Annotated in this window: 14 protein-coding genes; 7 read left to right on the top strand and 7 right to left on the bottom strand. The window is 52.0% G+C overall.

Annotation, left to right across the window (positions count from 1 at the left end; all coding sequences use genetic code 11):
* Positions 1-71: 71 nt before the first annotated feature.
* The gene (locus F3J38_RS24365) at positions 72-1,976 is read left to right on the top strand and encodes an ABC transporter ATP-binding protein (protein WP_167143176.1); all 1,905 of its coding nucleotides are present in this window, start codon (positions 72-74) and stop codon (positions 1,974-1,976) included.
* An 86-nt stretch (positions 1,977-2,062) separates the two neighbouring features.
* Here F3J38_RS24365 and tauD read toward each other — a convergent pair whose 3' ends face one another.
* Genes tauD through tauA form a run of 4 tightly spaced genes read right to left on the bottom strand, consistent with a single transcriptional unit; the run spans position 2,063 to position 5,481 of the window.
* The gene (gene tauD, locus F3J38_RS24360) at positions 2,063-2,902 is read right to left on the bottom strand and encodes a taurine dioxygenase (RefSeq protein WP_167143173.1); all 840 of its coding nucleotides are present in this window, start codon (positions 2,900-2,902) and stop codon (positions 2,063-2,065) included.
* Positions 2,899-3,726, bottom strand: coding sequence for a taurine ABC transporter permease TauC (gene tauC / locus F3J38_RS24355; RefSeq protein ID WP_167143170.1), 828 nt, complete (start codon positions 3,724-3,726; stop codon positions 2,899-2,901). Before tauC ends, tauD begins: the two co-directional genes overlap by 4 nt.
* Positions 3,723-4,490, bottom strand: coding sequence for a taurine ABC transporter ATP-binding subunit (gene tauB, locus F3J38_RS24350; protein ID WP_167143167.1), 768 nt, complete (start codon positions 4,488-4,490; stop codon positions 3,723-3,725). Before tauB ends, tauC begins: the two co-directional genes overlap by 4 nt.
* A gap of 10 nt (positions 4,491-4,500) precedes the next feature.
* Positions 4,501-5,481 (bottom strand): taurine ABC transporter substrate-binding protein, encoded by a 981-nt coding sequence (gene tauA, locus F3J38_RS24345; protein ID WP_167143164.1) that lies wholly within the window; start codon positions 5,479-5,481, stop codon positions 4,501-4,503.
* Positions 5,482-5,714: 233 nt separating this feature from the next.
* Here tauA and F3J38_RS24340 point away from each other — a divergent pair, with 233 nt between their 5' ends.
* Complete coding sequence (locus F3J38_RS24340) at positions 5,715-6,695, top strand: LacI family DNA-binding transcriptional regulator (protein WP_167143161.1); 981 nt, start codon at positions 5,715-5,717, stop codon at positions 6,693-6,695.
* Between the two features lie 389 nt (positions 6,696-7,084).
* Here the strand turns inward: F3J38_RS24340 and F3J38_RS24335 are convergent, their stop codons facing one another.
* On the bottom strand, positions 7,085-8,155 hold the full coding sequence (locus tag F3J38_RS24335) for a glycosyltransferase family 9 protein (RefSeq protein ID WP_167143158.1): 1,071 nt from the start codon (positions 8,153-8,155) through the stop codon (positions 7,085-7,087).
* Between the two features lie 299 nt (positions 8,156-8,454).
* Here F3J38_RS24335 and msbA point away from each other — a divergent pair, with 299 nt between their 5' ends.
* Entirely contained in the window at positions 8,455-10,212 is a 1,758-nt protein-coding gene (gene msbA / locus F3J38_RS24330) for a lipid A ABC transporter ATP-binding protein/permease MsbA (RefSeq protein ID WP_167143155.1), read from the top strand.
* A gap of 283 nt (positions 10,213-10,495) precedes the next feature.
* On the opposite strand, the gene F3J38_RS24325 is transcribed toward msbA, so the two are convergent.
* Positions 10,496-11,098: a LysE family translocator gene (locus tag F3J38_RS24325; protein WP_167143152.1), complete on the bottom strand. Its 603-nt coding sequence runs from the start codon at positions 11,096-11,098 to the stop codon at positions 10,496-10,498.
* A gap of 60 nt (positions 11,099-11,158) precedes the next feature.
* Here F3J38_RS24325 and F3J38_RS24320 point away from each other — a divergent pair, with 60 nt between their 5' ends.
* From F3J38_RS24320 to F3J38_RS24310, 3 genes are all read left to right on the top strand, one after another.
* Positions 11,159-12,175, top strand: a complete 1,017-nt coding sequence (locus F3J38_RS24320; RefSeq protein ID WP_167143150.1) for a hydrolase — start codon at positions 11,159-11,161, stop codon at positions 12,173-12,175.
* A 2-nt stretch (positions 12,176-12,177) separates the two neighbouring features.
* Complete coding sequence (locus F3J38_RS24315; protein ID WP_167143147.1) at positions 12,178-12,396, top strand: YheU family protein; 219 nt, start codon at positions 12,178-12,180, stop codon at positions 12,394-12,396.
* A gap of 61 nt (positions 12,397-12,457) precedes the next feature.
* Positions 12,458-13,327: a phosphoribulokinase gene (locus F3J38_RS24310; protein ID WP_167143144.1), complete on the top strand. Its 870-nt coding sequence runs from the start codon at positions 12,458-12,460 to the stop codon at positions 13,325-13,327.
* Positions 13,328-13,371: 44 nt separating this feature from the next.
* Here the strand turns inward: F3J38_RS24310 and F3J38_RS24305 are convergent, their stop codons facing one another.
* On the bottom strand, positions 13,372-13,776 hold the full coding sequence (locus F3J38_RS24305; protein WP_167143141.1) for an OsmC family protein: 405 nt from the start codon (positions 13,774-13,776) through the stop codon (positions 13,372-13,374).
* Between the two features lie 303 nt (positions 13,777-14,079).
* Between F3J38_RS24305 and crp the strand changes: the two genes are divergently transcribed.
* Positions 14,080-14,712 (top strand): cAMP-activated global transcriptional regulator CRP, encoded by a 633-nt coding sequence (gene crp / locus F3J38_RS24300; RefSeq protein ID WP_000242758.1) that lies wholly within the window; start codon positions 14,080-14,082, stop codon positions 14,710-14,712.
* Positions 14,713-14,745: the final 33 nt, after the last annotated feature.

Genomic DNA, 14,745 nt, shown 5'->3' with positions numbered 1-14,745 from the left:
ATGCTCGACGCAACTAACCATTATCGAATTATGTTGCCAATAAATTAACATATTCTGACGATACGGCGCTTATGATTGTATTTTCCTCATTACAAATCCGCCGCGGCACCAATGTGCTGCTGGATAACGCAACAGCCACCATTAATCCCGGCCAAAAAGTCGGTCTGGTGGGCAAAAACGGCTGCGGTAAATCCACGCTGCTGTCACTACTGAAGGGTGAAATCAGCAGTGATGCGGGTAACTTCACCTTCCCCAGCAGTTGGGCATTGGCATGGGTGAATCAGGAAACCCCTGCGCTGAGCAAAGCCGCCCTAGAATATGTTATTGATGGCGACCGCGAATATCGTCAGCTTGAATCCGAATTAGCAGACGCCAACGCAAAAGATGACGGCAACGCCATTGCGCTGCTGCACGGCAAGTTGGATGCGATCCAAGCGTGGAGCATACACGCTCGCGCGTCCAGCCTGCTGCACGGATTGGGCTTTAGCCAGGAACAGTTAATGCGGCCGGTGAGCGACTTCTCCGGTGGCTGGCGTATGCGCCTTAACCTTGCGCAAGCGCTGGTGTGCCGATCCGATCTGCTGCTGCTTGATGAACCGACTAACCACCTCGATCTTGACGCCGTTATCTGGCTTGAGCGCTGGTTGAAAAGCTATGAAGGCACGCTGATCCTGATCTCGCATGACCGAGACTTCCTTGATCCGGTGGTGGATAAGATTATCCATATCGAACAGCAAACGATGTTCGAATACACCGGCAACTACAGCTCGTTCGAGCGCCAGCGTGTCGCCAAACTGGCGCAGCAGCAGGCGCTGTTCCAGAGCCAGCAGGAAAAAGTCCAGCACCTACAGAAATACATCGATCGCTTCCGCGCCCAGGCCACCAAGGCTAAACAGGCGCAGAGCCGTATTAAGATGTTGGAGCGCATGGAGTTAATTGCGCCGGCCCACGTCGATAACCCGTTCAGCTTCAGCTTCCGTGCGCCAGAAAGCCTGCCGAATCCCTTGCTGAAAATGGAGAAAGTCACGGCGGGTTACGGCGAACGCATCATTCTTGATGCTATCAAGCTCAACCTGGTGCCCGGTTCGCGCATCGGCCTGTTAGGCCGTAACGGTGCGGGTAAATCAACGCTGATCAAACTGCTGGCGGGTGAGATTGAAGCGCTGGATGGCAAAGTCGGCCTGGCAAAAGGCATCAAACTCGGTTACTTCGCTCAGCATCAACTCGAATATCTGCGCGCCGATGAATCGCCGTTGCAGCATCTGGCCCGCATCGCACCACAAACGCTGGAACAACAGCTGCGTGATTATCTCGGTGGCTTCGGCTTCCAGGGGGACAAAGTCAGTGAAATCACCGAGCGCTTCTCGGGCGGTGAAAAAGCGCGACTGGTGCTGGCGCTGATCGTCTGGCAACGTCCAAACTTGCTGCTGCTCGATGAACCGACCAACCACCTTGATCTCGACATGCGTCAGGCACTGACCGAAGCGTTAATTGATTTTGAAGGCGCGCTGGTGGTGGTTTCGCATGACCGTCACTTACTGCGATCCACCACCGACGATCTCTATCTGGTGCATGACCGCAAAGTCGACGTGTTTGAAGGCGATCTTGATGATTACCAGCAGTGGTTAAGCGATCTGCAAAAGCAGCAAGCCCAGCAGGATGCCGCGCCGAAGCAGGATAACGCCAATAGCGCCCAGTCTCGTAAAGATCAGAAACGCCGTGATGCCGAACTGCGTGCGCAGACCCAGCCGCTGCGTAAAGAGATCGAGAAGCTAGAAAAGCAGATGGCGAAATGGCAGAGCCAACTGAGCGAAGCGGAAGCGATGCTGTCAGACAGTGCAATTTACGATCAAAGCCGTAAGGCCGACTTAACCTCGGCGCTGCAACGTCAGGCTGAGAGCAAATCGGCGCTAGAAGACGTTGAAATGGCCTGGCTGGATGCGCAAGAACAGCTGGAGCAGATGCTGGCGAGTTAACGGTCCACATAAATGCTGCCCCCTACATGTTAAGTGACTGCTGTAGGGGCGGCATTCATGCCGACCTGGCTCACTGCCGCACGCATCTAAAAAGGAACATCTCCTAGCACTGTCGCCCGATGCATCACCCTGCGTGCCGGATAATAATCCGCATTGGCATAATGCTGCGTCACGCGGTTATCCCAGATCGCAACATCATTCGGCTGCCAGCGCCAGCGCACCTGAAACTCCGGTTTCGCCGTATGCCAGAACAGGAAATTCAGCAGTGCTTCACTCTCCTTCTCACTCAATCCTAATAAACGCGTCGTGAAGCCTTCATTCACAAACAGCGCCTTGCGCCCACTCACCGGGTGCGTGCGAATGACGGGATGTTGCACCGGCGGATGCTTCGCCACAGCCTGTTGCCAGCGTTGATGTTCCTCTTCAGTCTTGCGGTATTTGTATTCCTGGAATGACTTCTTGAAATCGTGTTCTGCCTGCAAGCCACTCAGCAATTGCTTAAAGGGCTCTGACAGGGCTTCATAAGCCGCAATCCCCGTGGACCACAGCGTATCACCACCGCTTTCCGGCAACAGCTTTGATGCCAGAATCGCTATCGCTGGCGGCGTTTCGATAAAGGTCACATCGGTGTGCCAGTTATCGTTATCCGGCGGATTGTCCTGATGGGTATCCAGCACGATAATCTCATCCACTCCTTCCGCGTGCGGATACACCGGATGGATATGCAGATCGCCGAAGCGAATCGCCAATGCGCGCTGCTGTTCCGGCGTGATCACCTGATTACGCAGGAACAACACCTGATGGCGTAACAAGCCATGATAAAGCTGCTCAAACTGCGCGTCGCTTAACGGGCGGCTGAGATCGAGGTCGCTGACCTGCGCACCGATATACGGGCCCAGCGCGGTAAAGGTGACACGTTCGTTCATTGCTGTTCTCCATTCCAGGGCGTTAATCGGCGCTGCAAAGCGCGCAGACCCAGTTCTAAGCTAAAAGCGATCAAGGCAATCACGGCGATTCCGGCTAGTACCACATCGGTGGCAAGGAACTCGCCCGCTGACTGCACCATGAATCCCAGTCCGCGTGTGGCGGCAATCAGTTCGGCAGCCACCAGCGTTGACCAGCCGACGCCGAGACCAATGCGCAAACCGGTGAGAATTTCCGGCAAAGCGCCCGGTAAGATGACAAAGCGCAGCAGCTGCCAGCGCGACGCGCCCAATGCCTGTGCCGCGCGAATCCGTACCTGCTGAGCATTCTTCACACCCGCCAACGTCGAGAGCGTTACCGGTGCGAAGATCGCCAGATAAATCAGTAATATTTTTGAGGTCTCACCGATACCGAACCAAATCACCATCAGCGGCAAATAGGCGAGCGGTGGCACTGGGCGGTAGAGTTCAATCAGCGGGTCGAGCAGCCCACGAATCGCCGGGCTCAGCCCCATAGCAATCCCCACCGGGATACCAATCAGCGCCGCGAAGAACAACGCCACCAACATGCGCGTCAGGCTAGCGCCCAAGTGCTGCCATAACGTGGCATCCATAAAGCCTTGCGGGCTGGCGATCAGCAGTAACTTTTTTAGCACCTGCTGTGGTGGCGGCAAGAACAGCGGCGCAACCAAATTGAGCGCCGTCACGCCCCACCACACCAGTAGCAACACCCCGACACTCAGCAGGCTAAGTGAGAACTGCGGTGAAAACGGCCAGCGCAGTGCGCGGCGACGGGTTTGCGTTTTCTCATCAATAACCGCACTCATACAAACGCCTCCCGCTGAGAAAAGACCTGATTCAGCACATATTCGCGGCGCTCGATAAAGGCCGGATCGGATTTAATACTGCGGCACGGCTCACCGGCGGCGAATCGTTGGCCAAAATCGAGTTTGATACGCTCCACCACACGACCAGGTCCTGGTGACAGCAGCACCAGTTCGCTGGCGAGAAACACCGCTTCTTCAATATCGTGAGTGATGAGCAAAATCTGTTTGCCGGTATCACGCCACAACGTCAGCAGCAGGGTTTGCATTTGCTCACGGGTGAAGGCATCCAGCGCACCAAAGGGCTCATCTAACAGCAGCAGCTGAGGGTCAGCAGCCAGCGCACGCGCAATGCCCACACGCTGACGTTGACCCCCAGAGAGCTGCCAGATAAAACGCTTTTCGGCTCCTTCCAGTCCCACTTTGCGGATCAAACGACGCGCAATCGCATGACGTTCTGCCTTCGCCATCCCCGTCAGTTGCAAACCAAACGCCACGTTGTCGATCACGTTGCGCCACGGCAGTAAGCCTTCGTTTTGGAACACCACGCCACGCTCAGCGCCAGGTCCGTTGACGGCCTTGCCATCCAGCGTGATGCTGCCTGATTCCAACGGCAGGAAACCGGCGATTAAATTCAGCAATGTGGTTTTGCCACAGCCAGAGGGCCCCAGCACCACCAGCAGGTCGCGTTGTTCCAGTTGCAGATTGATATCCTGCAGCGCGGGTTGTCCGGCGTAACGTGCATTCAGGTTGGTGATGCTGAGCATAGCGCCTCCGTTATTTCGCTAAAGGTGCAACAAATTGCGTGGTGACAAAGCTGCTGTAATCGTTAGCCGTATCCGGCACTTTGCCCTGCTCTTTCAGGAAGTGCGCGGTATCAACAATCGCTTTGTTGACTGGCTTACCCAGCTGTTCCACCTGCTGCTGTGCGGTCAGGTAGGTATTGCCTTTGACCAGCACCGGCACATCGCTTTCCGGTACGCCACTCAGGCGCGCCAGTTTGCTGAGATTGTCGGGTTGTTTCAGCCACTGTTCTGGATTAGCAATGTAGGCTTGCTGCGCCTCAATCGCGCTGCGCGCAAAGGCCGTGACGATTTCGGGATGCTGCTGGGCGAAATCTTTACGCACTACCCACACATCCAGTGTCGGTGAACCCCATTTGCCCACCTGTGAGGAGTCGGTCAGCACCGTGCCGTCTTTTTCCAGCTCGTTAACCGCTGGTGACCAGACGTACGCGCCGTCGATATCACCGCGTTTCCACGCCGCAATAATGGCAGGCGGTTGCAGATTCACTAACTGCACCTGCGACGGCTTGATGCCCCAATGCTTGAGCGCTGACAGCAGGCTGTAATGGGTGGTGGAGATGAAGGGCACGGCGATGCGTTTGCCAATCAGATCCTTGGGACGGGTGATGGATTTTTTGACCACCAGCGCTTCGGAGTTGCCAAGTTGTGATGCCAGTAAGAAGGCTTCGATGGGCAGTTGCTGTGTTGCCGCCACTGCTAACGGGCTGGAGCCGATATTACCGATTTGCACATCACCTGAAGCCAATGCACGCAGTACGCTGGCACCGCTATCAAACTTGCGCCAGTCCACCGTCGCGCCACTCTCTTTGGCAAAGGTGTTGTCAGCCTGCGCCACTTTGGCCGGTTCCGCCGAGGTTTGATATGCCACGGTGACGTTGACCGCCTGTGCCTGAAATGCCATCAGGGCCAATGCTGCCGCCACTGCCGTTATTGTTTTTTTTACTGCCATCATCGTTCACCCCAATGTTATGTCGTGAAGGCAGTTTCTCCAGCGGCTGTAATTTCATAAAGGAATTAAAAATTATCCCTAATGAAAATCTGTTCTTAGATCATCATCGGGCAAAGGTATGCAAAATGCGCAAATGCAAAGAAGTCGTAAAGACGGAAATATGTCACGCGCTCACATCCTGACTGTGTTATTGATAGAACTCTGATTTTTTATCCCGATTGGCGGTACTGAAATCCATGTCGATTGAGAAGGTTGCGCGCCTCGCTGGCGTATCCAAAGCCACGGTATCCAGGGTGTTGAATCAACATCCGGGCGTGCGACCGGACACGCGTGAAAAGGTATTGGCAGCCATCGAACACTGCGACTATCAGCCCAACTTACTGGCGCGTCAGTTACGCACTGCACAAAGCCATATGTTGCTGGTGTTAATTTCAGACATCACCAATCCCTTTTGCTCACGCGTGGTGCAAGGCATTGAAGCTGAAGCCGAAGCACAGGGTTACCATATCCTGTTATGCAATTCGGCCTCACAGCTGCCGCGCGAAGCGGCCTATCTGGCGCTGCTGAGCGGCAAAGTGGTAGATGGTGTGATCACGATGGATGCGGCCGCTTGCCTGCAGGAGCTGCAAGGCCTCATCGGTGACGCGCCATGGGTGCAGTGCGCAGAGTACGATCCGGCCATACCTGCTTCCAGCGTCACGATCAACAACCAAGAAGCGGCTTACGAAACCGTGCGCTATCTGGCCAACAAAGGCCGCCGCCGTATTGCCTTGGTAAACTGTGATATGCGCTATCTCTACTCTCATCAACGCGAGCGTGGCTATCGTGAAGCGTTGGAACAGCTCGAACTTAACTGGGGAGCAGTAGCTTACGCAGAAAATATTTCGTGTGAGGCAGGAAGCGCTGCGCTGCGTGAATTGCTGGTACAGCCGGAGCGGCCCGATGCGGTGTTTGCGGTATCGGATGTGCTGGCAGTCGGCGTGATCCACGCGGCGCTGGAAGCTGGACTGCGCATACCCGAAGATCTCGCGGTCGTGGGATTCGATGGTATTCCGTTCACCAGCAGCCTCAATCCTCCGCTAACCACCATCGAACAGCCAATGAATCGGCTGGGTGAACGCAGCGTTCAGCTACTACTGAACCGTATTCGCCAGCCGCACAGTGAAGTGGTACGTGAGGTGCTGCCGTGGAAGCGCATCGAGCGTGCCTCCAGTTAGGCCCATCTCTTGGAAAATGGTCTTCTACACAGTGAAGAAATTTGCCTTAGTGTTTTACAACATCGATATCATTTTCGTCTGGTGATATCTCATTTTCTATTTTCACTTACAAGCCCATCGATAATAGTCATCTGTTACAGATTAAATAATCTGTCACTGGCATCACTGTATTTCAACCCATTTATTCAAGTGCTTTTTCTGTTATTCGCCTTGATTATAATATCCATAATGCGATCATCATTTAGCATTTATCAATCAAACATTTCCAATGTCTTAATAAGCCATTCAATAAAAAAGCGTTCATCGCCCTGTCATTCTAAACACCCTTAACATAAGCAAGCTAAAAGTGCGCCTGTTATTTAATCAGGCAGCATGGCTGCCTGATTTCATCACTGATAGAATCTGGTTGATAAGAGTTCAGCTTCAATCATCGGGAAGAGTTGGCTAATTGGGCTTTTCCCAATGTGATCTTCTTCTACAATGACCTGCTTGCCCAAAGGATAGTTGGGAGCCCAAATTTTATACCCTGGCAAACCGGTATCTTTCAATTTTCGCTTATTATAAACCGATATAAGCGGACGATTCAGCGCATTAGCAATGTGAACAATGGAGGTATCAGTGCTGACCACGAGACGTGACAACCTGACTATTTCAATTGCAGTATTTATTGTGCTTTCTGGAACAGTAACTGCACCAAACGCATTGTAATGCTGTACTTTACTGGCCTGACCGACAATCACAACTTTAATTTTCGGATTAAGAGACCGGATAAAGTTAATGAGTGAAACCACCTGTTCCTCTAAGAAATCTTTGTCCTGCGCACCGGAATAAGGATTCACAGATACGATAATATCCTCAGGAGAAAAACTTATCGCGTCTTTAACTTTTCTCTGCTCATGGTTACATTGCCCGAGTTGATACTTAAATTCACCCTCGTGAATATTAAATAACCCCAGCACTAAATTATGGCGTTTTGTAATATGCTGTTCGGCGTCAAGATAGTTAAAGCACAGATTATAAATACCTGGAAGATTTTTATTAAACCCAACATGATGGCTACGTCTCATCCGCCATGCCAGTTTTAAGCGCTCATAATCCTGGACATCATCAAAATCAATGATTACATCAAAATTTTGAGCACTTAGACCATCTAAAGACATCCGATTTTTGTACAGGATAACCTGGTCCAGATAATCGCATTTATTCAGCATCTGAGCACATACAGGCCCGGTTAAAACTGATACCCGGTAACCCTGTTCAGCAAGTAAGAAAGCCGTACCGGTTGTAACAACCATATCTCCGATTTTATCGTCGAGACGAAGTAGCAGTATGTTACGAACATTTTTAGGATCGAAATGATTATGCCTACGCTGAGTCCGAAGAAAAGAATGTAGCGTTGTTTTTTTTATCTTCCTGAATAATGCATTTTTACTTCTGTTGATGGTTTTCAGAAACTGCATGAATATTTCCATTTAAAAAAAAGATCAGACCACTGTGGCTTCCCTGAGAAAAAAGCGGTTCTGAACCCTAGACATAATGCCTCTATGCTAACGCTTTTCCTGACGTAAAAAAATCTTTCTTATGAAACCGGACGTCGAGTGAAAAAAACAAAGCTTTTGGCTTCAATGAGGCCTAAAGATAAGCCTCTTTCTTAACTCATCCACTTAGGTTACTCAGCGCATGAAAATTATGCTGGACTTGTGCTGGCAGCATGTATAAAACGCCCGCATGACTTATATCAGCAGCCGGAATCTAATACGTGAATCAAAATAGTGATTTCTCAACGCGGGCAACGTTCCGCAGGCTTATCCCCTACATATCACCCCATAAGAGGGGTTTGTATGCCGCATGCTTAGCGCTTATCGTTAACGCCGCAACCGACGCGGGTCTGCTTTCGTTGCTTAAGCCTTTAATGAATGGTGTGGGCTTTGGGAGTGTGGCGCCTGATTCGCTGCGCTGGCTGCCTTTGGCTGTCATCGCACTCGTTACAATACGTGGGTTATCCGGATATGCATCAGATTACTGTATGGCGTGGGTATCGGGCCGTGTTGTTATGTCTATGCGACGTCAGATCTTCAACCATTTGATGGGGATGCCTGTCAGATTCCATAATAGCAATTCGTCCGGCAGTCTTCTGACCAAGATTACCTATGACTCAGAACGCGTTGCCTCTGCTTCCTCTGATACGCTCATCTCTCTCGTTCGAAATACCGCTTCAATAATCAGCCTGATGGTACTTATGGTCTGGAACAGCTGGCAACTATCACTCGTACTTTTAATCGCGGCTCCGGTCATTGCACTGAGCGTCAAAGCTGTGTCTGGCCGATTCCGCCGCATCAGCCGGGATTTGCAGAATTCGATGGGTAGCGTTGCCGTCAGTACAGAACAGATGCTCAGGAATCACCGTGAAGTACGTATGTTTGGCGGCCAGACTGTTGAACGTAAACGCTTTGCTGACACAAGTGATGAGATGCGTAAGCATGGACTAAAGATGGTTTCTGTTGCTGCACTTTCCGAACCCTTCATACAAGTCATCGCTTCGCTGGCTCTGGCTGCAATTCTTTACGCAGCGAGTTTTCCCTCGGTACTTGAGACGCTTTCTGCTGGATCGGTAACCGTCGTTTTCTCCGCCATGTTTATGATAATGCGACCGCTGAAATCTCTAACAAGTCTTAACGCGGGTTTTCAGCAGGGAATGACAGCATGCCATTCACTTTTCAGCCTTCTCGATATGCCAAAAGAGCGGGATGAGGGCACTCTTACTGGCGAAGGTATAAAGGGAGAAATTGAATTTCGTAACGTCAGCTTTCGGTACGAAAACTCAGAGGACTATGCCTTGCGCAACGTGAGCTTTAGAGTGCCGGCAGGTAAAACAGTTGCTCTTGTAGGTCGCTCGGGTTCCGGCAAATCGACTATGGTTAGCCTCATCCCGCGGTTTTATGACGATTACGAAGGTGAGATTCTGCTTGATGGACAGGAGCTTCGAAGCTATCGGCTGAAATCGTTGCGGGAAAAAATATCTCTTGTGTCTCAACACGTTCATCTTTTTGATGCCAGTCTGGCAGATAATATCGCCTATGCCTGCCCGGAACACACTACCCGAGAAGAGATCAGGGACGCGGCTTCTCGTGCATACGCAGATGTGTTCATCGATAAGATGCCCGATGGGCTGGATACATTAGCAGGTGAAAATGGCGTACAGCTTTCAGGCGGCCAGCGTCAAAGAATAGCCATAGCACGTGCTTTATTGAAGAAAACGCCTCTTCTCATCCTGGATGAAGCCACCTCTGCGCTGGACAACGAATCTGAGCACGCCATTAAAATGTCACTGGATGATATTAAGCAGCAATGCACAGTGCTGATTATTGCCCACAGGCTCTCAACCATTGAGGCTTGTGATGAAATCATTGTTATGGATGATGGCAGAATCAGTGAGCGCGGGCATCATAAGGAGCTTCTGCAACAAACAGGTTTGTACAGCAAGCTGCATGAGATGCAATTCGCTGCCCAACAATAGCTCACAAGTACTTAGGTGATTTAATATACACTTCCTGGCCATCATCCCTTCAGCCTTGAGGGGATAGCGCTAAAACTTGGCACAGCGGGTGAAGGTATTTCCAACTGAAGCGCACAACAAACTAAAACTTGATGTCAGATACGTTGAAGTCCGCTTTGCTTTGGTGGAATTCTTACAATCGTAAGAATTCCACCACTTATCCATTTCTCAAAGCGCAATCGAACCAGGCTGGCGGACAACATGCTGCCTTCATCATGTGCGCCTTTAAGATAATTAAGTTATCTCAACGCCAGATCAGCAGCACACAGGCCGCTGTGAGCGCACCCATCGCCAGGTTGAAGATTTTCCATGCGCGCGGACTGCGCAGCAAGCGGCCAATCAACGAACCAAAGCCCATCCAGATCACCCCGGATACCACGTTGACCAATGCCATGCCGATGCTGATAGCGATCACCGAATGCAGGTAAGCATCGCCCGCGAGGCTAAAGCTGGCCACCGCGCCCAACGCCATCAGCCAGGCTTTCGGGTTGATCAGTTGCAGCAATCCCCCTTGCCAGAAGGGCATCTGCTTCACGGTTTCATCCTCCGTTTCCAACTTCTCGTACTCGGCGGTGGCGATTTTCCACGCCAGCCATAGCAAGTAGAGGCTACCAGCAATTTTTAATACCAGATGCAGAGAGGGATAAAGCAAGATGAGGCTACCGATGCCAAATGCCACCATCAGCAACATGACTTGCATACCAATCATGATACCAATGAGCAAAGGTAGGGTCCGCAGGAAGCCAAAATTAGCACCTGAGGCGGTAAGTAACATATTATTGGGGCCTGGCGTGATGGCAGCGACCCAAAGAAAGCCCAACATTGATAAAAAAAGACTCAGTTCCATGTATATTCGGGTGCTCCTCACCCAGTAAAGCGGACAACCCATCGAAGCTATCAGCGACTTATGCATCAGACAAGCCTTTACCCAAGCTATTTTGATCGCCCTAACGGCGAGCGCTTTAAACCGCTGCGCGGATTCAGTAATGCGCATCTGCAAACATTGCTGCCGCGCATACTGCGTCGGCGCGTAACCCTGCGTCCGCACTGGCAGCGACTTGACCTGCCGGACGGCGATTTTGTCGATCTCGCGTGGAGCGAAGACCCCGCGCAGGCACGCCATAAGCCGCGTATGGTGATGTTTCATGGCCTGGAAGGCAGCTTCCGCAGCCCGTATGCGCATGGTCTGATGCAGGCGTGTCAGGCGCGTGGCTGGCTGGCGGTTGTCATGCATTTCCGTGGCTGCAGTGGCGAACCCAATCGCCTGGAGCGTATCTATCATTCCGGTGAAACCGAAGACGCGACCTTTTTCTTGCACTGGCTGCAACGCGAATGGGGCACGGTGCCGACTGCCGCAGTGGGCGTTTCACTCGGCGGCAATATGCTTGCCTATTTATTGGGCATGCAGGGGAATGATGTGCCGGTGGATGCAGCCGTCGCGATTTCGGCACCCTTTGCGCTCGAACCCTGCAGTGAAAAGCTCGATGCCGGCTTCTCTCGGTTCTATCAGCACTATTTGCTGACCAAGCTAAAACAGAATGCCACGCGCAAACTGCTGGCCTGGCCTGGCACGCTGCCGGTGGAGCTGAGTCAGCTGCGGGCATTTCGCCGTATTCGTGAGTTTGATGATGCGATTACTGCACGCGCGCACGGTTTTCTGGATGCCAACGACTATTATCGACGTGCCAGCGCCATGCCCTTGCTCACGGGCGTGCGCAAACCGTTTCTGATCATCCATGCGAAAGACGATCCCTTTATGACCGATGCGGTGATCCCGCAGCCCGAACAACTGTCGCCTTCAATTGAGTATCAGCTCACACAGCAAGGCGGTCACGTCGGCTTTGTGGGCGGTACGCTGAGGAAGCCGAAAATGTGGCTGGAACAACGTGTACCTGACTGGCTCTCAACCTATCTGGATGTGTGATAGTGATTATTCCCTGGCAAGAACTTGAAGTGACAACGCTGGAAAACCTGATTGAAAGTTTTGTACTGCGAGAAGGCACCGACTATGGCGAGCAAGAACGCAGCCTGGCGCAGAAAGTGGCGGACGTGCGCCGCCAGCTGGAGCGCGGTGAGGTGGTCTTGGTGTGGTCGGAACTGCATGAATCCGTGAATATCATGCCAAAAGGTGACTTTCGCGGTTAATGCACCGCGCGGCATTTCGTGGTAACAATGCTCATCGCCGGACTTCACAGGGAGCGCTGTTATGTCAGCCAGGCATCCAATTATTGCCGTCACCGGTTCCAGCGGTGCCGGAACCACTACCACCAGCCTCGCCTTCCGTAAAATCTTCCAGCAGCTGGATCTGCATGCTGCGGAAGTAGAAGGCGACAGCTTCCATCGCTACACCCGTCCAGAAATGGACATGGCGATCCGTAAAGCACGCGATCTGGGTCGCCACATCAGCTACTTTGGCCCAGAAGCCAATGACTTTGGCTTGTTAGAGCAAACTTTTAAACACTACGGAAAAACCGGGCTGGGTGAGTCGCGCAAATATCTGCACACTTACGACGAAGCGGTGCCGTGGAATCAGGTGCCTGGCACTTTCACCCCCTGGCAGCCACTGCCGGAAAACACCGATGTGCTGTTCTATGAGGGATTGCACGGTGGCGTCGTGACGCAGCAGCATAACGTGGCGGAGCATGTGGATCTGCTGGTCGGCGTGGTGCCGATTGTCAATCTGGAGTGGATTCAAAAGCTGGTGCGCGACACCAGCGAACGCGGTCATTCACGCGAAGCGGTGATGGACTCGGTCGTGCGTTCGATGGAAGATTACATCAACTTCATCACGCCACAGTTTTCCCGCACCCACATTAACTTCCAGCGCGTACCGACGGTAGACACCTCCAACCCGTTTGCCGCACGTGAGATTCCCTCGCTCGATGAAAGTTTTGTGGTGATTCACTTCCGTGGGCTGGAAGGCATTGCCTACCCTTATCTGCTGGCAATGATTCAGGGCTCGTTCATTTCACACATGAACACGCTGGTGGTACCGGGCGGCAAAATGGGACTGGCAATGGAGTTGATCATGACGCCGCTGGTGCAGCGTCTGATAGAAGGTAAACGGATTGAATAATCCAGATTTTCTTCAGCAGCGGCCATAGGGCCGCTGCGCTGTTTTTACAGCTCGACCACCTCATAGCTGTGCGTCATTTCCACCCCTTTGCCCAGCATAATTGCCACTGAACAATACTTCTCAGCGGATAAATCGACGGCACGCGCCACCGCTTTATCGCTCAGCGCTTTGCCGCTGACAATAAAATGTAAGTTGATATGGGTAAAAATACGTGGCGCTTCTTCACGACGTTCAGAGGTCAGTTTCACCTCGCAGTCGGCCACGTCGTTACGGCCTTTTTGCAGGATGGTGACCACGTCAATCGCACTGCAGCCGCCCGCTGCCATCAGCACCATCTCCATGGGGCTCGGCGCTTTGTCGCCGGAATTGCCGTCCATTAATACCTGATGACCGGATGAGGATTCTCCGAGAAAGGTCAGCCCTTCCACCCATTTCACTCGTGCTTGCATTATTCTTTCTCCTGAAGTGGCTGTTTTGCCGCCAGAGTACGCTTTCACTTGATAAACAGCAATCCAGACTCTTCCGCCTGTTGCTGAAGCGAGACAACAGAAGACAGCTTGCAAAAGCTGTGCTACAAACAGTGCTGAAAATATTTTCGTCATCACAGACGAAGGCGGGAAGAATCAAAAGCGTAGCTTAAGAATCACCCGGAAATAATTTTCCTTTACTGGAAACGCTCGACGATTACACCGCCTGACAGGGAAAACTGCCCCCTGTGTTTTGGGCACGATTACAACAGAGGATAATAGCGAATGGTTCTCGGCAAACCGCAAACAGACCCTACACTCGAATGGTTCCTGTCCCATTGCCATATTCACAAATATCCATCCAAAAGCACGCTCATCCATCAGGGTGAGAAAGCGGAAACGCTGTACTACATCGTGAAAGGTTCCGTTGCGGTTCTGATCAAAGATGAAGAAGGCAAAGAGATGATCCTCTCCTATCTCAACCAAGGAGATTTCATCGGCGAACTCGGCCTGTTTGAAGAAGGTCAGGAACGTAGTGCCTGGGTACGTGCGAAAACTGCCTGCGAAGTGGCTGAAATTTCCTACAAAAAATTCCGTCAGCTGATTCAGGTAAACCCGGATATTTTAATGCGACTTTCGTCGCAAATGGCGCGTCGTCTGCAAGTCACCTCCGAGAAAGTGGGCAACCTTGCCTTCCTCGATGTGACGGGCCGCATCGCGCAGACACTGCTTAATCTGGCCAAACAGCCAGATGCGATGACTCACCCCGACGGGATGCAGATTAAAATCACCCGTCAGGAGATTGGTCAGATCGTGGGTTGCTCACGCGAAACCGTGGGTCGTATCCTGAAAATGCTGGAAGATCAGAACCTGATCTCCGCACACGGTAAAACCATCGTCGTCTACGGCACCCGCTAATTTCTTATCACCCACGGCGTGATGGCAACATTG

It is taken from the genome of Candidatus Pantoea formicae (assembly GCF_011752625.1).
Classification (GTDB): Bacteria; Pseudomonadota; Gammaproteobacteria; order Enterobacterales; family Enterobacteriaceae; genus Pantoea; species Pantoea formicae.
This window is presented reverse-complemented; position numbering and strand designations above follow the sequence as displayed.